A 22,634-nucleotide genomic window follows, 5' to 3' on the forward strand; every position below is an offset into this window, starting at 1 on the left:
CTGTTCGCCGGCGTGCGACGGGAGACGGCGCCCCTCCAGCACCACGGAGGTGCCCGCTGGGAGCCCGCGAGGGGGAAGGCGGCCCGATGGCGTACGAGACTCTATCCGACCTCCCACAACACGCTCACGAGCATGGGGCCCGCATGCGGCCGCCAAAGGGAAGCGTTTGCGTGCCGACGTCGAGCGTTCGTCCGGCTGACCGCTTCAGAAACCCTCCAACCGTTCGTTGTCGTGGCCACTTGGCCGATATGATCACGGTGAGTTGGTCGCCAGGTGCGTGGTTACATGGTCGCCGCCATCGTGGTGAATCGGTCGCTATGTTGATGGTGGATCGGTCGATTCATGCGGGGATGAACAGCCAGGACTTCGACGGGCCCGGTTCGTACGGCGAGTCCAGGCGTTTGGCCACCACCCCCGGAAGCCCCTGCTCACGGGCTGCCTGCCGCACCGGCCCCGGCTCGCCGGGCCACGACGGGGCGGTCTGCCAGCGGGCCCCCGACACCCCTAGCGCCTCCAGGGCCGCCCGTCGCACCGTGAAAGGCTGCTCGACCAGCGAATGCCCGTCGTCGTACAGGAGGTCGTAGAACACCAGGATCTCCGCGCCCCCGAGCGTGGCGACCTCCCCGTCCAGCACCGCCGTGCGGCTGCCGAACGACTCCGCCAGCGCCCGCAGCCACGGATGCTCGCGGGCCGCGTCGGTGCGCCCGCCCTCGACGGGGACCAGGAGGCGGCGGCCGCCCCACGCGAACTCGAAGGCGTACGCGGAGGCGTCCTTCGGGGGCTTGGCCCGCTCCGTCGGCAGCATGGGGTCGAGGGAGGGGAAGGGCTCGCGGGCGGGACCGTCCATGCGGTGGATCATCCAGTTGTCGCCCCGCGTCCGGAACAGCACGAACCGGCCGGTGGCGCGCTTGCCGTGCAGGACGACCTTGACCTCGCGGTCCGACCACTTCTCCGTCTCGTAGGTGCCGGTGTCCCAGACGGTCATGGTGCCGCCGCCGTACTCGCCCTTGGGGATCTCGCCGTGGAAGGTGAGGTACTCCATCGGGTGGTCCTCGGTGTGCACGGCCAGGTGGTTGGTCTTGGGGTCGGCGGGCAGGCCCTTGGGGACGGCCCAGGAGACCAGGACGCCGCCGCGTTCCAGGCGCAGATCCCAGTGGAGGGACCGCGCGTGGTGCTCCTGGATGACGAACGCGTTGCCGCCCCCGCCGGACGGGCTCTTCTCGGGAACGGGCTCGGGGGTACGGGTGGGGTCGCGCTTGCTCCGATATCGCTCAAGTTTGTCCGACACGATCGGGTTTCTACCCGCCGGTACTCTCCCTCACCACGAGCCGGTGCGGCACCCGGATCTCCCTCGGCTCGGAGGCCCGCGACGCCATGCGGGCCGCCAGCAGGTCGACCGCCTGGCGGGCGATCGACTGCTTGTCGGGCGAGATCGTGGTCAGGGTCGGGGTGGAGTATCGCCCGTCCTCGATGTCGTCGAAGCCGGCCAGCGCCACGTCCCCGGGGACGGAGCGGCCCCGCTCCAGCAGCGTCCGCAGCGCCCCGAGGGCCAGCAGGTCGTTGAAGCAGAAGGCGGCGTCGGGGGCGGCGCCGGAGTCGAGCAGCCGGGCCATGGCGCGGGCCCCGTCGGCCCGATGGTACGCCTCCACGGGCACCACCAGTCGGTCGTCCCAGGGCAGCCCCGCCTCCTCCAGCGCCAGCCGGTAGCCCGCCAGCCGCAGCCGGGACGTCTCGGCGGCCACGTCGTCCTGGGCGCCGATGGCGGCGATGCGGCGGCGGCCGAGCGCGGCCAGGTGGAGGGTGGCCTCCTTCGCGGCGGTCACGTTGTCGACCACCAGGTGGTCGGCGGGCCCCTCGTACACCCGCTCGCCCAGAAGCACCGTCGGGATGGGGCTCGGGGAGGTGGGCGAGGCGTCCCAAATGGCGGCGAGGTCCTCGGACGACAGGGCGAGCGGGCTGAAGATCACGCCGTCGATGAGGTGGGCGCGGAAGCCCTCGGCGACGAGCTGCTCGCGTTCCCGCGAGGCGCCGGTCTGGTCGATCAGCACCGTGAGCCCGCGTTCCTCCGCCGCCGCCACCACGAGCCTGGCCAGCTCCGCGAAGTACGGAATGTCCAGCTCGGGCACCGCCAGCGCGATGATCCCGGTCCGGCCCTGCCGCAGGTTCCTGGCCGACAGGTTGGGCCGGTAGTTGAGCTCCTTGATGGCCGCCTCCACCCGGGTCCTGGTGGCCGGGGTGACGTGAACGTAGCCGTTGACCACGTTGGAGACGGTCTTCACCGAGACACCGGCCAGCCGGGCCACGTCCTTGAGGCCGACGCGAGGTCTGTCCATGAGGAGAAAGTGTACGCACTTCTTTACAACGTTGAATACAACGATGTATAGATGGGGCAAAACTCGAGGCTGCGCCAAGGAGGACTGCCCATGGATTCCGCCAAGCTGACGCTGGACCCGGCGTTCGAGGTCGGGCCGGTGGAACGGCGGCTGTTCGGATCGTTCGTCGAGCACATGGGACGGTGCGTGTATACCGGCGTGTTCGAGCCCGGCCATCCACAGGCCGACGAGCACGGGCTGCGCCGTGATGTCATCGAGCTGGCGCGGGAGATGGGCGTGACGGCCGTGCGCTACCCAGGCGGCAACTTCGTCTCCAACTACGAATGGGAGGACGGCGTCGGCCCGGCCGCCGAGCGGCCCACCCGGCTCGACCTGGCGTGGCGGCAGATCGAGACGAACGCGTTCGGCCTCGGTGAGTTCATGACCTGGCTGCGTGCGGTCGGCGCCGAGCCGGTGATGGCGGTCAACCTGGGCACCAGGGGTGTGCGCGAGGCCCGCGACCTGCTCGAATATACCAACTTCCCGGGCGGCACGCGCTGGTCGGACCTACGGATCAAGCACGGCGTACGGGAGCCGTACGGGATCAAGGTCTGGTGCCTCGGCAACGAGATGGACGGGCCCTGGCAGATCGGCGGGAAGACCGCCGAGGAGTACGGCAGGCTCGCCTTCGAGACCGCCAAGGCCATGCGCCGCGTGGACCCGACCATCGAGCTCGTGGCCTGCGGCAGCTCCAACGTGCGCATCCCTACGTACGCGTCGTGGGAGGCCACGGTGCTGGAGCACTGCTACGACCAGGTCGACTACATCTCCGCGCACAACTACTACGACGCGGCCTCCGGCGACCGCGCCGGCTATCTCGCCTCGGCCGTGGAGATGGAGCAGCAGATCGAGGGCGTGATCGCGACGGCCGACCACGTGGCCGCCAAGCTCGGCAGCCGCAAGCGGCTCAAGATCTCCTTCGACGAGTGGAACGTCTGGTCGCATTCCCGGTTCGGCGGCGAGGACAGCCTGGACTGGGCGCACGCGCCGCGCATCATCGAGGAGGACTACGACGTGGCCGCCGCGGCCGTCGTCGGCAGCCTGCTCATCACCCTGCTCAACCACGCCGACCGGGTCGGCATCGCCTGCCAGGCCCAGCTCGCCAACGTCATCGCCCCCATCCGCACCGAGCCGGGCGGGCCGGCCTGGCGGCAGACGATCTTCCACCCGTTCGCGCTCACGGCCGGCCACGCGCGGGGGCAGGTGCTGCGGGCGCAGGTCACGGCCCCGGCCATGGCGACCGAGCGGTACGGCGAGGTGCCCGTGCTCGTGGCCGCCGCCACCCTGGACGACGGCGAGTTGTCCGTCTTCGCGGTGAACCGCGGCGACCGGCCGCTGCCGATCGAGATCGACCTGCGAGGGCTGCCGCGGGCGACGGGGATCTCGCACGTCACGGTCGCCGACGACGACCCGGGCGCGCGCAACACCGAGCGGGAGCCGCGGCGCGTGGAGCCGCGCGCCCTGGCCGGCGCGGCCATCGACGGCGACCGGCTCACGGCCGTGCTCCCGCCGATCTCGTTCAACCTCCTGAAGGGGACGTTCAGATGAGCCCGCGATCCGGTGCGTGCTGCAGGTCCTGCGTACCGATGACCTTGAGCAGCCGCAGTGCCTCGTACGACGGCGAGCCCGGCGCGGCCGTGTAGAACACCACCCACTGGTCGCCCTCGGGCACGTGCAGCGTCTCGCAGTCGAGCTCCAGCCAGCCCAGCGCGGGATGCCGCACCCGCTTGCGCAACGACCTGCGCACCGTCACGTCGTGGCCGCCCGTCCACACCTCGGCGAACTCGGGACTGGCGGCCAGCAGCCGGGAGATGAGACGGCGCATGCCCTGATCGTCCGGGTAGCGGGCCGCGGCGGCCCGCAGGTCGGCCACGCATTCCCGGACGAAGCCCCACGCGTCGTCGTCCATCCGCCACCTGGCGTCGGGCTCGGTGAAGAAGAGCCAGACGATGTTGCGGTCGCCGGGGAGGGCGGGACCCTGCTGGCCTACAACTCCTCCAAGGCCGCGCTCAACGCCATCACCGTGATGTACGCCCGCGCGCTCCGCGACACCCCGATCACAGTGGTCGCGGTCTCGCCCGGGTTCTGCGCCACCGACCTCAACGGCCACCTCGGCGTGCTCACGGCCGACGAGGGCGGCGCGCACATCGCCCGCCAGGCCACCGGCCACCATGCCCGACGCCCCGAGCGGGGTCTTCCTCAGCGAGCTCGGCGGCACCTACGCCTGGTGATCAGTCCAGCTCCAGGGCCTTGCGCAGCCAGGACTCGACACCAGCCACGTGCACGGTCGCCCAGGAGCGTGCGACGTCGGCCCGGCGGGCGGCGATGGCCTCGTAGATGGCTGTGTGCTGCTCGCGGGTCTTCTCCATCGCGCCCTCCTGGGTGAGCCCCCGCCAGATCCTGGCCCGAGTGGTCGGACCTGACAGGCTCTCGATGAACGAGCAAAGCACGCTGTTGCCAGACCCCTGCGCGATCCGCTGATGGAAGCGCAGGTCGTTGGCCACCAGCTCCTCGACCGTGGGCTCGGCGGGCAGCGACTCCAGGATCACGCGGAGCTCGTCGATCTCCTCGTCGCTCATCAGCTCGGTGGCCATCGCCGTGGCGGCCGGCTCGAGGATCCGGCGCACCTCGAAGAACTGCAGCACCGTGTCGTCGCGGTGCAGGTCGAGCACGAACGACATGGTGTCGAGGAGCAGGCGCGGCTCCAGGCTGGTGACGTACGTGCCGTCGCCCTGGCGCACGTCGAGCACGTTGATCAGCGACAGGGCGCGTACGGCCTCGCGCAGCGAGTTGCGCGAGAGGCCGAGGCGCTCGGCCAGGTCGGCCTCCTTGGGCAGCCGATCGCCCGGGGCCAGCTCGCCCGAGACGATCATTTGCTTGATCTTGTCGATGGCTGCGTCGGTGACCGCCACGCTTTTCTCCCTAGACATCGGATGTCTAGGAGTCTAGAGCCTGGAAGCGTACGGGATCGAGCCCTGAAATCCGGCGCACCCCGCCTCTGGCCTCCAGCGTGCGCAAATGGGCCGCGGCCTCCCCGGCCGCCATGCTCCGCAGCACGGGGGACAACTCGCCCCACGGCCTGTTCCACGTCATCATCGCGGCGACCTCCCAGATGGTCAGCGGCTCCGGCCGCTGAGCCAGGAGGGCGCGCAGCCGTTCGAGCTTCTCCTCGTGATGGTGGCGGATCTCGGCGGCACGCGCGGCCACATCCGGAAATATCCACTCATGGGCAGGAAGCGCGTCAAGGGGCCCCAGCTCGCAAACCCGGTCCAAAGAGTCCAGGAAGTCGCCCAGAGGGTCAATGTCGTCGCGGTCGAAGGGATAGATGCCGATGTGCGGGGTGATGTCCGGCAGGACGTGGTCGCCGGTGAAGAGCCGGTCGGCGTCCTCCAGGTGCAGGCAGATGTGCCCGGGGGTGTGGCCGGGCGTATGCACGGCCCGCAGCTTGCGTCCCGGCAGGTCCACCAGGTCGCCGTCGCGGAGCCGGCGGTCGGGTTTGGCGGGCGGCGTCGGCCGGCTCACCGCCTCCATGGCCTCGCCGGGATCGGCCCCCGCCCGCTTGAGCATGTCGGACTGGAAGCTCGCGTGCTCACTCTCGCCGTAGGCGTGCATGAGGTCGACCAGCGCGGCGTCGCTCTCGTGCATGGCGATCCACGCGCCGGAGGCCTCCTTGACCTGCCCGGCGAGCCCGGCGTGGTCGGGATGGAAATGGGTGACGACCACCCCGCTCACCGTGCTCACGTCGATCCCGAGCGCCGCGAGGCCGCCGCTGAGCGCCTTCCACGCCTCCGGATGGTTCCACCCCGCGTCGACCAGCACGGGGCCCTTCGGCGACTCCACGGCGTAGACGAGCGTGTAGCCGAGCGGGTTGCCGGGAATCGGCACCGGCACACTCCACACCCCGCCGCCGAGGTCCTGCGGGCGCTGCTGCGCGTACGGCCTGCGTCTGCTCTTCAAACCACTCCCCCGATCAAGTGATCCGCTCCAGGATCGTGGCCGTGGCCAGCGCCCCGCCCGCGCACATGGTGATCAGCGCGGTCGACGAGTCCGACCGCTCCAGCTCGTGCAGCGCCGTGGTGATCAGCCGCGCGCCCGTGGCGCCCACGGGGTGGCCGAGCGCGATCGCGCCGCCGTTGACGTTGACGCGGTCCAGGTCGGGCTCGTGCACGCTCGCCCACGACAGCACGACGGAGGCGAACGCCTCGTTCACCTCGAACCTGTCGATGTCGCCGATCGTCATGCCGGCCGCCGTCAGCACCTTGGCCGTCGCGTCCACGGGGCCGTCCAGGTGGTAGTACGGCTCCGCGCCGACCAGCGCCTGCGCCAGGATCCTGGCCCGGGGCCGCAGACCATGCCGCCGCGCCGCCTGCTCGCTCATCACCAGCACGGCCGCGGCGCCGTCGGAGATCTGCGACGACGTGCCGGCGGTGTGCAGCGCGCCCTCCCGCACCGGCTTGAGCCCGGCCAGCCCTTCCACGGTGGTCTCCCGCAGCCCCTGATCTCTGCGTACGTCGCCGACCGGCACGATCTCCCGCTCGAACCGCCCGTCGGCCCACGCCTTGGCGGCCAGCCGCTGCGAGCGGGCTCCGAACCAGTCGAGCCGCTCGCGCGTCAGCCCGCGCCGCTTCGCGATCCGCTCGGCCGCGGTGAACTGGTCGGGCAGGTCGATGCTCCAGTCGTCCGGTTTGGGCTTGGCGGGCAGCACGTTGCTGCCGAGCGGCGCCCGGCTCATCACCTCGACGCCGCATCCGACGCCGACCTCGATCACGCCCGCGCCGATCATCGCCGCCGCCAGGTGCACGGCCTGCTGCGACGACCCGCACTGCGCGTCCAGCGTGGTGACGCCCGTCTGATAGGGGAGCCCCGCATACAGCCACGCATGGCGCCCGACGTGCCCACCCTGCTCGCCGGCCTGGGTCACGCAACCGGTGAACACCTGGTCGACGGCGGCCGGATCGATGCCCGACCGCTGGACGAGCCCGTTGAGCGCGGTGGCGAGAACCTGTTGCGGCTTGAGCTCGGCGAGCCAGCCCGCCCGCTTGCCGATGGGGGTGCGAACGGCCTCGACGATCACAGGTGTGCCCACAGTCGCCTCCAGAACGATGCTCTGGCGCGACTGTAACGCGTTCTACTTTGTCGCGGAAGCCTCCAGCGTCGACGGCAACCCGAAGGTCTCGAACAGCTTCTCCTCGAAGAACATGCCCACGTGGCGCACACGGCCCCCGGACAGCGTCACCACCATGATGGAGAACTGCCGGTAGACGCCGTTCTCGCGGAAGTACATCGCGAAGGCCGACTGGCCGTTGGCGGCGATCGGGACCAGCTTGAGCTCCCCATGGTGCTTGGCGGGGCACTGCCTCTTGATGAGCTCGACGATCGACTCCGGGCCTTGGTACCAGCCGACGAAGGGCGGCATCTCCCAGATCGCGTCCTTGGTGAACAGATCGACCAGGCTGTCGATGTCGTAGTTCTCGAAGGCGGCGACGTACCGGTCGAGCTGGGCCTTCTGCTCCTCGTCCAGCGGCTCCACCGGGTCGTCCATGCTCGGCGACACCTCGTTGAGCTGGGCCCTGGCCCGCTGCAGGATGCTGTTGACGGCCGCGGTGGACAGGCCGACGGCCTCGGCCACCTCGGCGGCCTTCCACCTGAGCACGTCGCGCAGGATCAGCACCGCGCGCTGCCGGGGCGGAAGGTGCTGCAGCGCCGCGATCAGCGCGAGCCTGATGCTCTCGCGCGAGGTCACGATCGCGGCGGGATCGTCGGCGCTCGCGCCGGCCAGCGCGTCGGGCACCGGCTCCAGCCACGGCACCTCGGTGTCCTGCACCAGCGGGCCCGTGGCGTCGGAGCTGGGCGCGCCCAGCCCGGTCGGCAGCGGCCGCCTGCCACGGCTCTCGAGCGCGGTCAGGCAGGTGGTGGTGGCGATGCGGTAGAGCCACGTACGCAGCGAGGAACGCCCCTCGAAGCCGTCGTAGGCCCGCCACGCCCGCAGGTAGGTCTCCTGGACGAGATCCTCGGCGTCGTGCACCGACCCCATCATGCGATAGCAGTGCGCCAGCAACTCGCGGCGCATCGGATCAGCCTGTCGGAGGAAGTCCTCGTTCGTCGGCTTGTCGCTCATACCCCCTGTATAGACCCCGCCACCGACAGCGCGATGAGTTTTCTCCCTCGGGCCGGTCATAAAGGGCGATCCCATGACGAAACGCAAGGGAATGACCATGACGACGGATCGCTCACGCCGGGTGGCGCTCGCCGTGCTTTGCACCGGGATGCCGTCGGCCACCAGAACCGAGCGGCCGGCCGCCGAGGGGCAGCCCGGGGCGGTGGCGCTGACCGGGGGCTACCAGCTCACGTTCCTCATCGGGGCCGGCCTCGTCGCCGTGTCCTTCGCCATCGCCCTGGCGGCGCTGAAGCCGGGCCGCCCGGAGACGGAGGACGAGCAGCACGACGAGCTCGTCCACGCCGCGGGCCTGTGAACCCGGCCTCCACCGGGATCCGCGGGGGCGCCCCGGCGGAGGCCGTACATCAGCGGGGGACCGAGAGGACGATCTTGCCAGTGGTGCGGCTGGTCTCGCCCAGTTCGTGCGCCTTGGCGGCCTCCGCCAGCGGCAGGACCGCCGCCACCTCGACGCGCATGCGTCCCGCCTCGACCAGCGCCGCGATCGCCCGCAGGGCGGCCTGGTCGGGCTCCACCAGCATGGTCTCCGAGCGGATCCCCAGCTCCGCCGCCACCGTGTGCACGCTCGGGTCGAACAGGCTGAGGGTGAGCGAGACGATCGTGCCGCCCTTGCGCATGGTGCGCAGCGAGCGCGGCCCGTAGTCGCCGCCGATCGTGTCGATCACCACGTCCACGTCCCGGACGATCTCGGAGAAGTCCTCGGTCCGGTAGTCGATGAGCTCGTCGGCGCCCAGACCGCGCAGGAAGTCGTGCTTGGCGGCGCTGGCCGTGCCGATCACATAGGCTCCCCGGGCCTTGGCGATCTGCACCGCCAGGTGGCCGACTCCGCCGGCCGCGGCGTGGATGAGCACCCGCTGGCCGCCCTTCAGCCCGGCCACGTCCACGAGCGCCTGGTAGGCGGTCAGCCCGGCGAGCGGGATCGCGGCCGCCTGGACGTGATCGATGTTCGCGGGCTTGCGGACGAAATGCCGGGACGGCGCGGTCACGTACTCGGCGTAGGCGCCGTGCCCCTGCGGATAGCGGAGCATGCCGAACACCTCGTCGCCCGGCTTGTAGAGCGCCTGCCCGAGGCCGACGGCCTCGACCACGCCCGAGACGTCCCACCCGAGGACGAACGGCGGGCGCAGCATCCCGCCGTTCGCGCGGAACTTCCAGTCGGTCGGGTTGACGCCGGCCGCCTCCACCCTGACGAGCACCTCGGTCGGACCGGGCTCCGGCCGGTCGACCTCAACCATTTTCAGCACGTCCGGGCCGCCCAGGACGTCCTGGCTGATCGCCTTCATCTTCATGCCGTCCAGCCTGCTCGGCTGCCGCTGGGCCCGCGAGTGGTCCAGAGGCCAGGAAGGGTAAAGATCGGGCCATGCGCCGGCTCCGTCGGGCGATGACGGCTCACGACTCGCCACGCGGGCGGCCCACTGTGCGCGACCGTAACGGCGGCGCGCCACTGACCGGTCAGCGGCCGTGCCCCTGGACAGACGCGAGCCGGCGACGGCGGGTGGCAGGCCACGGCAACGCGTAAAAGATCTCAGATGTCGGTGAGCAGCCGGGACGCGGCGGTCTCGATGCGACGCTGGATCTGATCATATGTACGGCGCCCGCGGAGCATCTCCAGCAGCTCCTGCACCCACACGCTGGCCAGCGACCCCGCCAGATCGCGCTGCTCCTCGCTCGCCTGCTCCAGCGTCAGCCCGTCGGCCGAGACCCGCAGCAGCAGCCCCGTCATGCGGTCGCCGAAGGGCGTCTGCACCTCGGCCATGATCAGGGAGCGGATGAGGGCGTCGGCCAGCTCGGGCTCGCGCATCAGCCCGCGGGTCGCGCGCATCAGCACGTCCACCGCGCGGCTCGACGGCGTGGCCGCCCCGGGCGGCCGGCGCTCGATGCTGTTTTCCAGAAGGTCGATCTCCTCGCCGACCACCGCCACGACCAGGTCCATCTTCGAGGGGAAGTAGCGATAGAGCGTGCCAAGCGCCACGCCCGCGCGCTCGGCAACCGTGCGCATCTGCATGGCCTCGACCCCGCCGCGCGAGGCCAGTGCGGCCGCGGCCTGGACGATGCGCTTGCGGCGCTGGTGCTGGCTGCGCGTACGAACGCTGTGCCCGCCCGTGGTGGCGTGGCTGTCCATGGTCCCCTCGGTGTCGCTGGATGAGGGCGCGGCGATTGTCGCATGCGGAGTGCGCATAAGAACACGTTATCTGATTTTGTGAGGCCACGACTTGTTACTGGTGAGTCACAAAGAAGCCTTATCAGCCCATGTCTACGGCGTTACCCGGATATGTCGACATCTACTCATATGGGCCCCCTCTGGACAACTATTAGAATCTGTTCTAGTTTGCGATTCGGCTGACCGAGCGCTTGGTGGAGGCGGCATGACCGCGAACACCCTCGCGGCCCTGCTACTCGCACGGGCCGAGGACGACCGACCTGGGCTGATGTTCGAGGACGCGACATGGTCCTGGCGCGCGCACGTCGCCGCCTGCCGGGCGGCCGGGGAGTGGCTCTCCGGGCGCGGCGCCGGGTTGCACGTCGGGGTGCTCAGCGAGAACGTTCCAGAGCTGCTCTTCCTGCTGGGCGGCGCGGCCCTCGGCGGGCACGTGGTCGTGGCGCTGAACCCCACGCGGTCGGTCGACGAGCTGATCCGCGACTCCCGCGCCACCGACGTCGACCTGCTCCTGTGGGACGCTCCCCACGAGGCCCTGGCCCGGCCGGTGTCCGAGGCGCTGGGCGTGGAGTCCGTACCCCTGTCCAGCCTCGACACGAGCGCCGGCCTGGGACAGCCGTCCGAGCCCGCGCCCGGCGACCTCGTCATGCTGATCTTCACCTCCGGCACCTCGGGCCGCCCGCGGGCCGTCCGGATCACCCAGCGCAAGATCGCCGTGCCGGGGACGAGCCTGGGCGCGCTGCTCACGCCCGACGACGTCGTCTACTGCTCGATGCCGCTGTTCCACTCCGGCGCCCTCATGGCCGCCTACGCCCCCGCGGTGGCGTCGGGTGCAGCGCTGGCCCTGCGGCGGCGCTTCTCGGCCTCGGGGCTGCTGCCCGACGTCAGACGGTACGGATGCACATACCTGCACTACGTCGGCAAGGCGCTCTCCTACGTCCTCGCCACGCCCGAGCGCCCGGACGACGCCGACAACCCACTCGAGATCGCGTTCGGGAACGAGGGGAGCGCGGTCGCGACCAGGCGGTTCGGGGAGCGGTTCGGGTGTCGCGTGATCGACGCCTTCGGCTCCACGGAGACGGCCATCTCGCTCACCCCCGACCCGTCCGGCCCGCCGGGCTGCCTCGGCCGGCTGCCCGAGGGCGTAGCGATCCTCGACCCCTTCACGGGACGGCCGTGCCCGCCCGCCCGTGTCGAGGACGGCCGCCTGCTCAACCCGGACGAGGCGGTGGGCGAGCTGGTCAACACCTCCGGGCTGGGCCTGTTCGAGGGCTACTACAACGATCCGGAGGCCGACGCCGAGCGGGTCAGGGACGGCGCGTTCTGGTCGGGGGACCTGGCCTACCAGGACGCGGACGGGTACGTGTTCTTCGCCGGACGCGGCACCGAGCGGCTGCGCGTGGACGGCGAGAACCTGGCCGTCGCCCCCATCGAGGCCGCGTTGCGGGAGTTCCCCGGGGTGATCGAGGCGGCCGTCTACCCGGTGCCCGACGCGGCGGCCGGCGACCAGGTCATGGCGGCGCTGGTGCTGGACGGGGTCTTCGACCCGGAGGCGTTCACCGCCTTCCTGGCCTCCCGCCGCGATCTCGGCGCCAAGTCCGCACCCCGCTACATCCGGCTCTCCGATCACCTGCCCCAGACGCCCTCGCACAAGGTGCTCAAGCGGGTCCTCGCCCGGGAGGGCTGGCGCACGGGCGACCCGGTCTGGTGGCGCACGCCCGCGGGGCTCCGGCGGCTCACCGACGCGGACGCCAAGGGGATCGAGGAGGAGTTCGTACGGCACGGCAGGCAACACCTCTTGGAGACGTAGTGGATTTCAACCTGGACGAAACGCAGCAGGATTTGCGGAAACTGGCCGCCGAGGTCCTCTCCAAGGAAGGGGATACCGGCGAGGAGCGGTTGCGGCAGGCCGGGCTGATGAGCGTGTGCGTGCCGGAGGAGGCGGGCGGCGCCGGGCTCGGGCCGGTGGAGATGGCCGTGGTGCTGCGGGAGGTCGGCGCGCGGGCGGCGCCGGTGCCCGCCCTGCCGACGCTGGCGGGCACCCTCGCCTTGGCCCGCTACGGCACCCTTGACCAGCAGCGACGCCACAGCGGCGACGTGAGCGGCGAGGGCGCACCGGACGGCCGCGTGACCCTCGCGCTCCGTGAGCCCGGCCGCGCCCTCGCTGACCCGCCCGTCACCGCCGCGCGGCCGGTCGGTGACGGTTGGGCTCTGACCGGGCGCAAGGTCTCGGTCCTGTATCCGGGAGCGGCGGTGCTGGTCAGCGCGGATGAGGGCCTGTTCCTGGTGGAGCCGCGGTCGGCCGCGGCATCCGGGGCGGCGCCGGCGTTCGCGCCGGAGTTCACCTCCACGGGTGAGCCCGCCGCCACGCTCGTGCTGGACGGCACGCCGGCCGAGCGGGTGGCGGGGCCCGAGGCGGTCGCCGGGACCGGGCGGCTCTTCACGGCCGCCGTCGCCGCGCAGGCGAGCGGCGTCCTGGCCGGGGCGCTGGAGCTCACCACGTCCTACATCAGGACCAGGAAGCAGTTCGGCCGGGCGCTGGCCGAGTTCCAGGCCGTGACCATGCAGATCGCCGACGTCTACATCGCCGGGCGGGCGCTGGACGTGGCCATGTGGTCGGCGGTCTGGCGGCTGGGCGAGGGGCTGCCGGCCGAGCAGGACCTGGCGCTGGCCGCGTACCACGTGAGCGAGGCGTTCAAGGCCCTCTACACCTGCCAGCACCTGCACGGCGGCCTCGGCCTCGACGTGACCTACCCGCTGCACCGCTACTTCGCCCAGGCCAAGCACCTGTCCCACCTGCTCGGCGGCGCCGACGCCCAGCTGGACCTGATCGGAGCGCTCGTCTGATGCTGATCGACCTGACCCCAGAGCAACGCAGGCTCCGCGACGAGCTCCGCGAGTACTTCCAGAACTGCCTCACCGACGAGGACCGCAGGAAGATCGCCGAGGACCCGTTCGGCGAGGCCTACATGGCGCACTGCCGCCGCCTCGGCCGCGACGGCAAGCTCGGCCTCGGCTGGCCCAAGCAGTACGGCGGCGGTGGCTACGGCCCCATGGAGCAGCAGATCTTCGCCAACGAGATCGCCCGGGCCGGCGTGCCGTATCCGATCATCACGGTGCAGACCGTCGGCCCGACGCTCATGCAGTACGGCACCCAGGAGCAGAAGGACCTCTTCCTGCCGCGCATCCTCGCCGGCGAGTGCCATTTCGCGATCGGCTACAGCGAGCCCGAGGCCGGCACCGACCTGGCGTCCCTGCGCACCACGGCGGTGCTCGACGGCGACCACTACGTCGTCAACGGCCAGAAGATCTTCACCAGCGGGGCGCACTACGCCCAGTACATCTGGCTGGCCGCCCGCACGAACCCCGAGGCCAAGAAGCACAAGGGCATCACCATGATGATCGTCTCCACGGACGACCCCGGCTTCTCGTGGACCCCGATCACGACCATGGACGGCCGCCACCACACCAACGCCACCTACTACTCCGACGTCCGCGTCCCCGTGACCATGGTGGTCGGCGAGGTGGACCGGGGCTGGGACCTGATCGTCAACCAGCTCAACCACGAACGCGTCACACTCGGCCCCGCCGGCAACATCGGCCAGACCTACGACCGCTTCCTGGCCTGGGCCAGGCGCACCGGCCTGGTGGAGCACCCCGACGTGCGGCGCGCGCTGGCCCGGGTGTGGGTGGCCCTGCGTACGAACGAGCTGCTCAACTGGCAGGTGGCCGCCAACATGGACCTCGGCTGGCTGGGCGCTCCCGACGCGTCGGCCACCAAGATCTACGGCTCCGAGCGCATGCAGGAGGTCGGCAGGATCGTCTGCGACGTCCTGTCCAGGTACGGCGACCCGGCCGACCCCGAGACGGCCGAGCTGCTCGAACGCCTCGACCACGGGGTGAAGGGCGCCGTGGTGCTGACGTTCGGCGGCGGGGTCAACGAGGTGCAGCGCGAGCTGATCGCGATGCTGGGCCTGAGCCTGCCGAGGCCGCCGCGATGACGGGGCCGATGACGGACGAGGAGCTCCACGACCTCGCGGAGAAGCAGGCGGCGCTGGGAGAGGTACGCGGCACCCCGGCGCCCGACCCGGTGAACGCCCCGATGATCAGGCATTGGCTGGCCGCCATGGGCGACGAGAACCCGGTCTACCTGGACCGGGGCGTCGCCCCGCCGGCGATGGCCCAGGTGTGGACCATGCAGGGGCTGAGTGCCACGGGCAAGGACCGGTCCCCGGTGGACGACGTGCTGACCGCGCTCAACGCCGCCGGCTACACGGGCGTGGTGGCGACCAACTGCGAGCAGACCTACCACCGGTACGCCCGCCTGGGGGAGCGCCTCACCCCGGCGACCAGGTTCACCGACCTGGCGGGGCCCAAGCGGACCGCGCTGGGCGTGGGCTACTTCGCCACCTGGAACGTCACCTGGTACGCCGAGGACGACGAGCCGGTGGCCGAGATGCTGTTCCGTGTCCTGAAATTTCGCCCGCCCGCCACGAAATCCCAGGAGCCGTATCCGCTCCAGCCCGCCGTCAACCAGGACACCGCGTTCTTCTGGGAGGGCGTGCGGAGCCGCGAGCTGCGCATCCAGAGCTGCGCCGACTGCGGCCTGCTGCGCCACCCGCCGGGCCCGCTGTGCCCGCACTGCCGCTCGGCCAACCGCTCGTACGTCCTCGCGAGCGGCGAAGGAACCCTCTACAGCTACGTCGTGCACCACCACCCGCCGGTGCCCGGCCGCGAGACGCCGTTCGTGGTGGGTGTGGTGGAGCTGCCGGAGGGCGTACGGATCGTGGGCAACCTCGTGGACTGCCCGATCGAGGAGGTGCGTGTCGGTATGTCGTTACGCGTGACGTACCGTCCCATGGACGCCGAGCTCGTCCTGCCGATGTGGGCGCCGGGGGAGCCATGACCGAGGAGCTCGCCGAGATCGGCGCCGCGCTGCCGGAGCTGTCCATCGACCTCACGCCGACCATGGTCGTCTCCACGGCCCTGGCGACCATGGACTTCACCCCGGTGCACCACGACCCGCAGCTCGCCCGCGCGCAGGGCTCGAAGGACATCTTCCTCAACATCCTCACCACGATGGGCCTGGTCGAGCGGTACGTCACCGACTGGGCGGGACCGGCGGCCGTCATCAAGCGCATCAACGTCAAGCTGGGCGTCCCCGCGTACGCCGGGGACCGCCTCAGCTTCGGCGGCACCGTGGTGTCGCGCGAGGACGGCCAGGTCACGGTCGAGGTGCACGGCAAGGTGAGCCTGGGCGCCCACGCCACCGGCACTGTCACGCTCACCTTCCCGAAGGAGGGCGAGCCGTGTTGAGCGGACGCGCCGCCATCGCCGGCATCGGCGCCACCGAGTTCAGCAAGAAGTCAGGGCGTTCGGAGCTGCGGCTGGCCGCCGAGGCCGTGCTGGCGGCGCTCGACGACGCCGGGCTGTCGCCGGGCGACGTGGACGGCCTGGTCACCTTCAGCCAGGACTCCAACCAGGAGATCGCCGTCGCGAGGGAGACCGGGATTGGCGACCTGACGTTCTTCTCCCGCGTCGAGTACGGCGGCGGGGCGGCCTGCGGCACCGTCGCGCACGCGGCCATGGCCGTGGCCACGGGCATGGCCAGGACGGTCGTCTGCTACCGGGCGTTCAACGAGCGCTCCGGCCGCCGCTTCGGCCAGCCGAACTCCCGCCTGACCGGCGAGCCCACCTCCCAGGGCCTGGAGATGAGCTGGCACGTGCCGTACGGGCTGATGACCCCGGCGGCGTGGGTCGCCATGTTCGCGCGGCGTTACATGCACGTGTACGACGCCACGTCGGAGGACTTCGGCCGGGTCGCGGTGGCCATGCGCCGCCACGCGGCCACCAACCCGGCCGCCTGGTTCCACGGGCGGCCGATCACGCTGGAGGAGCACCAGGCGTCCCGGTGGATCGTGGAGCCGCTGCACCTGCTCGACTGCTGCCAGGAGAGCGACGGCGCGGTGGCCCTGGTCGTGACGTCCGCCGAGCGCGCCAGGGACCTGCGCCGGTCGCCCGCGGTGATCATGGCGGCCGCCCAGGGATCCGGGGCCGGCCAGATGATGATGACCAGCTACTACCGCGATGACATGAGCGGTCTGCCCGAGATGTCCCTCGTCGGCCGGCAGCTCTGGGCGATGTCGGGGCTGTCGCCGCGCGACATCCAGACCGCCATCCTGTACGACCACTTCACCCCGTTCGTCCTGGCCCAGCTGGAAGAGCTGGGCTTCTGCGGGCGCGGCGAGGCGCCCGGCCTGATCGCGGACGGCGGGATCGAACTGGACGGCCGCCTCCCGGTCAACCCGCACGGCGGGCAGCTCGGGGAGGCGTACATCCACGGCATGAACGGCATCGCCGAGGCGGTGCGCCAGATCCGCGGCACCGCCGCCAACCAGCTCAGCGGCGTTGCCAACGTCCTGGTCACGGCCGGTACCGGCGTGCCGACGAGCGGCCTGATCCTCTCGGCGGCATAGGCCCGGCCTCCGCAGGTTCCCACGACCGCACGTCGGCAGAGGTCCTCTGAGGTAGAGGAGCCCGGCGGCCGACGGCGGCATGGGCGGGCACGCCTGGCGTGCCTCGGGCGGCCGCGCCTGACGTGCCTCGGGCGGCCGTGTGCGGCGTGCCTTGGGTGGCCGTGTGCGGCGTGACCGCGGTGCGGCTCAGCCGGTCCAGGCGCCGGCCACCTGACGGGTGGAGGCGTTGAGGCGGTTCCACAGGTTCACCGTGGCGATGCCCATGAGGAGCGTGCCCAGCTGGACCTCGTCGAAGTGATCGGCCGCCGCCTCCCACACCTCGTCGGACACCGCCTCCGGCCGGTCGCTCAACCGGGTGACGGCCTCGGCGAGCGCCAGCGCGGCCCTCTCCTCGCCGGTGAAGTACGGGGCCTCGCGCCACGCGGCCACCGACCACAGCCGCTCGTCGCTCTCACCGTTCTTCTTCAGGTCGCGGGCGTGCATGTCCACGCACACGCCGCAGCCGTTGATCTGGCTGGCCCGCAGGTAGACGAGGTCGAGCAGCTGCTTCGGCACGCTGCCGCCCTCGATGGTCTTGCCGAGGCCGAGCAGCGCCTGCATCGCGCCGGGCACGACCATCGCGGGGTGACCCCATCCGTGCTTCCATGGTTCTGTCTCCAATGCTTCGGGATTCGGTCCGTCACCTCCATGACGCGGCAGCACGGGAGAATGTGACCGATGAACGACAACGAGGTATTGACTGGCGTCTTCGAGGCGCACCGGGATCATTTGCGGGCGGTGGCGTACCGCATGCTCGGCTCGCTGAGCGAGGCCGACGACGCGGTGCAGGAGACCTGGATCAGGCTGGAACGCACCGACACCGGCGACGTGGAGAACATGGGCGGCTGGCTCACCACGGTCGTGGGCCGCGTCTGTCTCAACATGCTCCGCTCCCGCCGGACGCGCGGCGAGGAGCCACTGGAGACGCGCCTGCCGGACCCGGTGGTGAGCTCGGCGGACGGCGTGGACCCCGAGCACGAGGCGCTCCTGTCCGACTCCGTGGGCCTGGCGCTGCTCGTGGTGCTCCAGACGCTCGAACCGGCGGAGCGGCTGGCGTTCGTGCTGCACGACATGTTCGCCGTGCCCTTCGACGAGATCGCCCCCATCGTCGACCGCACCCCTGCCGCGACCCGTCAGCTCGCCAGCCGGGCCCGCCGCCGCGTGCGCGACGCGGCGCCGGCGCCGGACCCCGACGTGTCGCGGCAGCGCGAGATCGTGGACGCCTTCATGGCCGCCTCCCGAGCCGGCGACTTCGACGCCCTGGTGGCGGTGCTGGACCCGGACGTGGTGCTCAGGGCCGACCGCGGCGCCGTGGCCGGCGGCCGGTGGATGGAGCTGCGCGGGGCCCTGGCCGTGGCCAAGTCGGCGTTCATGTTCAGGCGGTTCTCGCCGTTCGTGCGGCCGGTGCTGGTCAACGGCGTAGCGGGCGTGCTCACCGTACCGGACGGCGAGCCGATGTCGATCATGGCGTTCACGGTCGCCGGCGGGAAGGTCGTGGCCATCGACATCCTGGCCGACGTGGACCGCCTGAAGACGCTCGTCCTTCCCGGCCTCGAGAACGACTAGGGATCGACGAACATCGGCACGGAGAAGAACACGATCATCGCGATCGCCACACAGATCAGGAAGCCGATCAGCTCCCAGGCCCAGTCGTAGTGGCGGTCCTTGCGGCGGTGTGTCTTCTCCGGCCGGGGCTTGACCACCGGGCGGCGCTGGGGGACGGGCCGGGCGCGGACCGGACGCGGCGCCAGGAGCGACTCCCCGGACACCGGGGCCTCCTCCTCGGCCGCCTCGTCCTCCCAGGGCAGCGGCATCCGGTAGACGGGCTCCGAGGGCTTGGGGCGCGGCTTGAACAGCGGCGCGGTGTTGCGGATCGGATCTTCCTCGCGCTGCGGCGCCGGATCTTCCGTCCGCTGTCGTCCCAGGTCCTCTGGCAGCTGTCGTCCTGGCTCCTCCGGCCGCTGTCGTGCCGGCTCCTCCGGTTGCTGGAGCGGCCGGGCCGGACCCTTGTGCACCAGTACGTCGTCCGCCGGGGACGGCTGCGGGCGCCTGCCGGGCCTGGGCGGTCTGCGCAGGCCCCCGCGGGAGGGACGCTCCGGGGGCTGGAACCCCAGGAAGCCGGGCGAGGGCTCCGGGGTGTCGTTGGGCAGCAGCACGTCACCCGTGGCGAACGGTTCGGGCGAGTCCTTCGGCAGGAGCACGTCACCCGTGGCGAACGGCATCGGCCCGTCCGCCGGCTCCGCCAGGAAGAACGGCCGCTCTCCGGACGGCCCCGAGGACGGTGCCTCCCCTCCCCACGGGTCCGCTCCGAAGGGGTTGGGGTCGCGCGAGGCCGCTCCGCCGGTTTCGAAGGGGTTGGAGTTGCGTGAGGCCGCTCCGAAGAAGTTCGCCTCGGTCGAGCCGGTTTCGAAGAGGTTGGCGCCGCGTGAGCCCGTTCCGAAGGGGTCCGCGTCGCGCGAGGGCGCTCCGAGCTGGTCCCTGCCGCGCGGATCCGTCTCGAACGGGTCCTGCTCGTGCGGGGAGCTCAGGACAGGCCGGGCGGTGTCCAGAGCGGCCAGCGGGTCCCTGAGGGAGCGGCCGAGGTCCTGCGGCGGGCCGTTCAGCGGGTTGCGGACCTTCGGCATCGGGGCCGTGGTGGCCTCGTACTGGGAGACCCGCGCCGGGCTCGGCGGCTTCAGCAGCTCTTTCGGGAAGATCATCGTGCTGCTCGCCGGGTCGGACTCGGCCAGCGGCTGCGGCCACACCGGCGGGCTGGGCCAGCGCGGCTTGACGAACAGCGGGGCGGGCGTCGGGGTACGCGAGCCCGCGAAGTGGATGCGCAGCGCGGCCGGCGGCTGGGGCCACGGCAGACGGCCGAGCACGTCATGCAAGGGCGCGACACCTAAGGCGCCGTAGACGTCGGCGATCGGCTTGGGCACGCGTAACCCGGTGGATGCCAGCGCGGCTCCCAGCGCCTGCCGGAACCGGTGCCCCGCCCCCACGGCCAGCTCCTCGGCCGTGTCGGGCGCGACGTCGAGCACCCAGGCGAGCTCCGCCTTGCTCAGCCCGCAGACCGCGCACAACACCAGCACCTCCCGCTGGTGCGGGCGCAGCTCCCGCAGAGTGCGCTCGACGAGGGCCGTGGCCGGGTCGATGAGCGGGTCCACAGCGGGGGGCGCGTAGACCACGTCCCGCCGGTGGATCTCGCGGCGGGCGAACGCATAGAGAGCGGCACGGGGTGGCTCCGTGTCCGGGATGCCGGAGAGCACCGACGCCAGGACGTCGGAGGCGGAGCCGAGGTCGCCGAGCTGGTCGGCGCAGTACGCGAACAGCCCGGCGGCATAACGGTCGTAGAGCTCTGCGATCAGTTCTGCGCGTGGGCGCTGATCGGTGAGCGGCTGGGACACAGGCCGGATCCTCTTGCTGTGAGCGGACGCTGGCTGAGGGTGTTGGTGCGAGGGGTGCTCGTTTTGCGATTGTGGAGGTAATCATGCCAACACCGACCGGTCTGGCGCACTACCAGATCAGGATTTAGGTAAATATGCCTGGTCAGTGAAGCGCTTAAGTCTGGCCCAAGGGGACAGCCCGGGTGGTGTCGCCGTAGTCTGTGGTCCAAGAGATCATGCGGCGGTCGTGGCAGGGGGGCCGCGGCCCTGCCCCGAGCGAGAGGTCGCGCGTGATCACATTCGACTCTGTCACCAAACGCTACCCAGACGGAACGGTCGCCGTTGACCGCCTCAGCCTCGAGGCACCCACCGGCGAGATCACCGTGCTCGTCGGCCCTTCGGGCTGCGGCAAGACGACCTCCCTGCGGATGATCAATCGCATGATCGACGCCTCGGAGGGCCGGATCCTGCTCGACGGCGTGCCGGTGCAGGGCATCGACCCCCCGACGCTGCGGCGCGGCATCGGGTACGTCATCCAGCAGGCCGGCCTGTTCCCGCACCGGAAGATCGTCGACAACATCGCCACCGTCCCCTACCTGCTCGGCTGGGACAAGAAGAAGGCCCGCGCGCGGGCCATGGAGCTGCTGGAGCGCGTCGGCCTCGACCCGGCGCTCGCCGGGCGCTATCCCTTCCAGCTGTCCGGCGGGCAGCAGCAGCGCGTGGGCGTGGCCAGGGCGCTGGCCGCCGACCCGCCCGTGCTGCTCATGGACGAGCCGTTCAGCGCGGTCGACCCCATCGTGCGCACCAGCCTCCAGGACGAGCTGCTCAGGCTCCAGGCGGAGCTGAACAAGACCATCGTCTTCGTCACCCACGACATCGACGAGGCCATCAAGCTCGGCGACCGCGTGGCGGTCCTGCGCGTCGGCGGCACGCTGGCGCAGCTCGCCGACCCGAAGACGCTGCTGTCGGAGCCGGCCGACGACTTCGTCCGCGAGTTCCTCGGGCACGACCGGGGGATCAGGCGGCTGCAGTTCATCTCCACCGAGGGGCTGCGGCTCCGTACCGACCTGACCGTCGAGGAGGGCGCCGAGCGCGGCACGTCCGAGCCCTGGCTGCTGGTCGTGTCGGGGGACGGCCGGCCGGTCGGCTGGGTCTCTGGGGCGCGCCCGGGGGAGCTGGAGCCGTACGGGACGTTCGTGTACGGCCGGGACTCGATGCGCTCCGCGCTCGACGCCGCGCTGCTGTCGCCGTCCGGCTGCTCCGTGGCCGTGGACGAGCAGGGCAAGGTCGTCGGCGTGGCCACCAGGGAGGCGCTCGACCAGGCGCTCGCGGAGGCCGCAGATGGGTGACGGTCCCCCCTCGATCTGGGAGTGGATCGCCCGCAACTGGGACACCGGGCGCGTCGACAGCATCCGCAACCTGCTCACCGACCACCTGACCATGTCCCTCGTGCCGATCCTGCTCGCGTTGGTCCTGGCGCTGCCCCTCGGGCTGGCCTGCGTCCGCTGGCGCTGGCTCTACCAGCCCACCGCGGGGCTCTTCAACGTGGTGTACGCGCTCCCGTCGCTGCCGATCTTCATGCTGCTGATCTCGGTGACCGGGCTGACGCAGACCACGGTGATCATTCCGCTGACCTTCTACGGCATGGCGGTGCTGCTCCCGGCCGTGGTCGACGGGCTGGGCTCGGTGCCCGACCACGTGCGCCAGTCGGCGGTCGCCATGGGGTTCACGCCGTTGCGCCGCCTGTTACTGGTCGAGCTGCCGATCGCGGTGCCGGTGGTGCTGGCCGGGCTGCGGGTGGTCGCGGTGTCCAGCATCAGCCTGGTGAGTGTGGGTGCGCTGATCGGACAGGGCGGGCTGGGCGGGCTGTTCACGCGGGCGTACCAGAACCCGTTCATGCCGCCGGTCGTCGTCGGCATCGTGCTGATCGTGGCGCTGGCGCTGGTCGCCGACGGCCTGATCGTGCTGGCGCAGCGGCTGCTCACCCCGTGGGTGCGGGCGCGGAAGGGGCAGGGAGCATGAGCGTGGGCTTCGGTGGGGAGGCGGCGT

At 71.3% G+C, this 22,634-nt stretch carries 21 protein-coding genes and 1 pseudogene; 11 read left to right on the top strand and 11 right to left on the bottom strand.

Annotated features, from left to right (window positions below; all coding sequences use genetic code 11):
• Window positions 1-340: 340 nt before the first annotated feature.
• On the bottom strand, window positions 341-1,288 hold the full coding sequence (locus ID574_RS25555; RefSeq protein ID WP_188191511.1) for a DNA polymerase ligase N-terminal domain-containing protein: 948 nt from the start codon (window positions 1,286-1,288) through the stop codon (window positions 341-343).
• A 10-nt stretch (window positions 1,289-1,298) separates the two neighbouring features.
• Window positions 1,299-2,333, bottom strand: a complete 1,035-nt coding sequence (locus ID574_RS25560) for a LacI family DNA-binding transcriptional regulator (protein WP_188191512.1) — start codon at window positions 2,331-2,333, stop codon at window positions 1,299-1,301.
• 90 nt (window positions 2,334-2,423) lie between these two features.
• Here ID574_RS25560 and arfA point away from each other — a divergent pair, with 90 nt between their 5' ends.
• Window positions 2,424-3,920 carry an arabinosylfuranosidase ArfA gene (gene arfA, locus ID574_RS25565; protein ID WP_188191513.1) on the top strand — a complete coding sequence of 499 codons (1,497 nt, stop codon included), beginning with the start codon at window positions 2,424-2,426 and terminating at the stop codon, window positions 3,918-3,920.
• On the opposite strand, the pseudogene ID574_RS60095 reads toward arfA, so the two are convergent.
• The 5 genes and pseudogenes from ID574_RS60095 to ID574_RS25595 all read right to left on the bottom strand — a co-directional run.
• A pseudogene (locus tag ID574_RS60095) lies at window positions 3,913-4,344 on the bottom strand (MmyB family transcriptional regulator); the annotation flags it as partial. The gene arfA and the pseudogene ID574_RS60095 sit on opposite strands and share 8 nt — an antisense overlap.
• A gap of 259 nt (window positions 4,345-4,603) precedes the next feature.
• Window positions 4,604-5,284, bottom strand: a complete 681-nt coding sequence (locus tag ID574_RS25580; protein WP_188191515.1) for a FadR/GntR family transcriptional regulator — start codon at window positions 5,282-5,284, stop codon at window positions 4,604-4,606.
• A gap of 25 nt (window positions 5,285-5,309) precedes the next feature.
• Window positions 5,310-6,329, bottom strand: a complete 1,020-nt coding sequence (locus ID574_RS25585; RefSeq protein ID WP_188191516.1) for an MBL fold metallo-hydrolase — start codon at window positions 6,327-6,329, stop codon at window positions 5,310-5,312.
• A 13-nt stretch (window positions 6,330-6,342) separates the two neighbouring features.
• Window positions 6,343-7,458, bottom strand: coding sequence for a steroid 3-ketoacyl-CoA thiolase (locus ID574_RS25590; RefSeq protein ID WP_188191517.1), 1,116 nt, complete (start codon window positions 7,456-7,458; stop codon window positions 6,343-6,345).
• Between the two features lie 42 nt (window positions 7,459-7,500).
• Window positions 7,501-8,490, bottom strand: a complete 990-nt coding sequence (locus ID574_RS25595; protein WP_188191518.1) for a sigma-70 family RNA polymerase sigma factor — start codon at window positions 8,488-8,490, stop codon at window positions 7,501-7,503.
• 97 nt (window positions 8,491-8,587) lie between these two features.
• On the opposite strand from ID574_RS25595, the gene ID574_RS25600 reads away from it, so the two are divergent.
• Window positions 8,588-8,845 carry a hypothetical protein gene (locus tag ID574_RS25600; protein ID WP_188191519.1) on the top strand — a complete coding sequence of 86 codons (258 nt, stop codon included), beginning with the start codon at window positions 8,588-8,590 and terminating at the stop codon, window positions 8,843-8,845.
• 49 nt (window positions 8,846-8,894) lie between these two features.
• Here ID574_RS25600 and ID574_RS25605 read toward each other — a convergent pair whose 3' ends face one another.
• Both ID574_RS25605 and ID574_RS25610 read right to left on the bottom strand, forming a co-directional pair.
• Entirely contained in the window at window positions 8,895-9,830 is a 936-nt protein-coding gene (locus tag ID574_RS25605; RefSeq protein ID WP_188191911.1) for an NADP-dependent oxidoreductase, read from the bottom strand.
• Window positions 9,831-10,072: 242 nt separating this feature from the next.
• Window positions 10,073-10,669: a TetR family transcriptional regulator gene (locus ID574_RS25610; protein WP_223167127.1), complete on the bottom strand. Its 597-nt coding sequence runs from the start codon at window positions 10,667-10,669 to the stop codon at window positions 10,073-10,075.
• 244 nt (window positions 10,670-10,913) lie between these two features.
• Between ID574_RS25610 and ID574_RS25615 the strand changes: the two genes are divergently transcribed.
• The 6 genes from ID574_RS25615 to ID574_RS25640 are packed head-to-tail and all read left to right on the top strand — an operon-like array spanning window position 10,914 to window position 17,181.
• A complete protein-coding gene (locus ID574_RS25615; protein ID WP_188191521.1) occupies window positions 10,914-12,515 on the top strand; it encodes an AMP-binding protein in 1,602 nt (533 codons plus the stop codon).
• Entirely contained in the window at window positions 12,515-13,552 is a 1,038-nt protein-coding gene (locus tag ID574_RS25620) for an acyl-CoA dehydrogenase family protein (RefSeq protein WP_188191522.1), read from the top strand. The genes ID574_RS25615 and ID574_RS25620 overlap by 1 nt, the downstream gene beginning before the upstream one ends.
• On the top strand, window positions 13,552-14,706 hold the full coding sequence (locus ID574_RS25625) for an acyl-CoA dehydrogenase family protein (protein ID WP_188191523.1): 1,155 nt from the start codon (window positions 13,552-13,554) through the stop codon (window positions 14,704-14,706). The genes ID574_RS25620 and ID574_RS25625 overlap by 1 nt, the downstream gene beginning before the upstream one ends.
• Window positions 14,707-14,714: 8 nt before the next feature.
• On the top strand, window positions 14,715-15,611 hold the full coding sequence (locus tag ID574_RS25630; RefSeq protein WP_188191524.1) for a bifunctional MaoC family dehydratase N-terminal/OB-fold nucleic acid binding domain-containing protein: 897 nt from the start codon (window positions 14,715-14,717) through the stop codon (window positions 15,609-15,611).
• Window positions 15,608-16,021 (top strand): MaoC family dehydratase, encoded by a 414-nt coding sequence (locus tag ID574_RS25635; RefSeq protein WP_188191525.1) that lies wholly within the window; start codon window positions 15,608-15,610, stop codon window positions 16,019-16,021. Before ID574_RS25630 ends, ID574_RS25635 begins: the two co-directional genes overlap by 4 nt.
• Window positions 16,018-17,181: a lipid-transfer protein gene (locus ID574_RS25640; protein ID WP_188191912.1), complete on the top strand. Its 1,164-nt coding sequence runs from the start codon at window positions 16,018-16,020 to the stop codon at window positions 17,179-17,181. The genes ID574_RS25635 and ID574_RS25640 overlap by 4 nt, the downstream gene beginning before the upstream one ends.
• Before the next feature lie 186 nt (window positions 17,182-17,367).
• Here ID574_RS25640 and ID574_RS25645 read toward each other — a convergent pair whose 3' ends face one another.
• Window positions 17,368-17,799: a carboxymuconolactone decarboxylase family protein gene (locus ID574_RS25645; protein WP_188191526.1), complete on the bottom strand. Its 432-nt coding sequence runs from the start codon at window positions 17,797-17,799 to the stop codon at window positions 17,368-17,370.
• A 99-nt stretch (window positions 17,800-17,898) separates the two neighbouring features.
• On the opposite strand from ID574_RS25645, the gene ID574_RS25650 reads away from it, so the two are divergent.
• Window positions 17,899-18,786 (top strand): sigma-70 family RNA polymerase sigma factor, encoded by an 888-nt coding sequence (locus ID574_RS25650; RefSeq protein WP_188191527.1) that lies wholly within the window; start codon window positions 17,899-17,901, stop codon window positions 18,784-18,786.
• On the opposite strand, the gene ID574_RS25655 is transcribed toward ID574_RS25650, so the two are convergent.
• The gene (locus ID574_RS25655; RefSeq protein ID WP_188191528.1) at window positions 18,783-20,606 is read right to left on the bottom strand and encodes an RNA polymerase sigma factor; all 1,824 of its coding nucleotides are present in this window, start codon (window positions 20,604-20,606) and stop codon (window positions 18,783-18,785) included. The two genes, ID574_RS25650 and ID574_RS25655, sit on opposite strands and share 4 nt — an antisense overlap.
• A 269-nt stretch (window positions 20,607-20,875) precedes the next feature.
• On the opposite strand from ID574_RS25655, the gene ID574_RS25660 reads away from it, so the two are divergent.
• The gene (locus ID574_RS25660) at window positions 20,876-21,934 is read left to right on the top strand and encodes an ABC transporter ATP-binding protein (RefSeq protein WP_188191529.1); all 1,059 of its coding nucleotides are present in this window, start codon (window positions 20,876-20,878) and stop codon (window positions 21,932-21,934) included.
• On the top strand, window positions 21,927-22,607 hold the full coding sequence (locus ID574_RS25665) for an ABC transporter permease (RefSeq protein ID WP_188191530.1): 681 nt from the start codon (window positions 21,927-21,929) through the stop codon (window positions 22,605-22,607). The genes ID574_RS25660 and ID574_RS25665 overlap by 8 nt, the downstream gene beginning before the upstream one ends.
• Window positions 22,608-22,634 lie beyond the last annotated feature (27 nt).

This window comes from Nonomuraea sp. SYSU D8015, from assembly GCF_008065375.1.
Classification (GTDB): Bacteria; Actinomycetota; Actinomycetes; order Streptosporangiales; family Streptosporangiaceae; genus Nonomuraea.

Bases quoted from the DNA above. Each gene is read 5' to 3' on its own strand.
- ID574_RS25560 (WP_188191512.1), bottom strand. From the start codon at position 2,333: ATGGACAGACCTCGCGTCGGCCTCAAGGACGTGGCCCGGCTGGCCGGT.
- arfA (WP_188191513.1), top strand. From the start codon at position 2,424: ATGGATTCCGCCAAGCTGACGCTGGACCCGGCGTTCGAGGTCGGGCCG.
- ID574_RS25595 (WP_188191518.1), bottom strand. From the start codon at position 8,490: ATGAGCGACAAGCCGACGAACGAGGACTTCCTCCGACAGGCTGATCCG.
- ID574_RS25600 (WP_188191519.1), top strand. From the start codon at position 8,588: ATGACGACGGATCGCTCACGCCGGGTGGCGCTCGCCGTGCTTTGCACC.
- ID574_RS25605 (WP_188191911.1), bottom strand. From the start codon at position 9,830: ATGAAGGCGATCAGCCAGGACGTCCTGGGCGGCCCGGACGTGCTGAAA.
- ID574_RS25610 (WP_223167127.1), bottom strand. From the start codon at position 10,669: ATGGACAGCCACGCCACCACGGGCGGGCACAGCGTTCGTACGCGCAGC.
- ID574_RS25615 (WP_188191521.1), top strand. From the start codon at position 10,914: ATGACCGCGAACACCCTCGCGGCCCTGCTACTCGCACGGGCCGAGGAC.
- ID574_RS25625 (WP_188191523.1), top strand. From the start codon at position 13,552: ATGCTGATCGACCTGACCCCAGAGCAACGCAGGCTCCGCGACGAGCTC.
- ID574_RS25630 (WP_188191524.1), top strand. From the start codon at position 14,715: ATGACGGACGAGGAGCTCCACGACCTCGCGGAGAAGCAGGCGGCGCTG.
- ID574_RS25635 (WP_188191525.1), top strand. From the start codon at position 15,608: ATGACCGAGGAGCTCGCCGAGATCGGCGCCGCGCTGCCGGAGCTGTCC.
- ID574_RS25645 (WP_188191526.1), bottom strand. From the start codon at position 17,799: ATGGTCGTGCCCGGCGCGATGCAGGCGCTGCTCGGCCTCGGCAAGACC.
- ID574_RS25650 (WP_188191527.1), top strand. From the start codon at position 17,899: ATGAACGACAACGAGGTATTGACTGGCGTCTTCGAGGCGCACCGGGAT.
- ID574_RS25665 (WP_188191530.1), top strand. From the start codon at position 21,927: ATGGGTGACGGTCCCCCCTCGATCTGGGAGTGGATCGCCCGCAACTGG.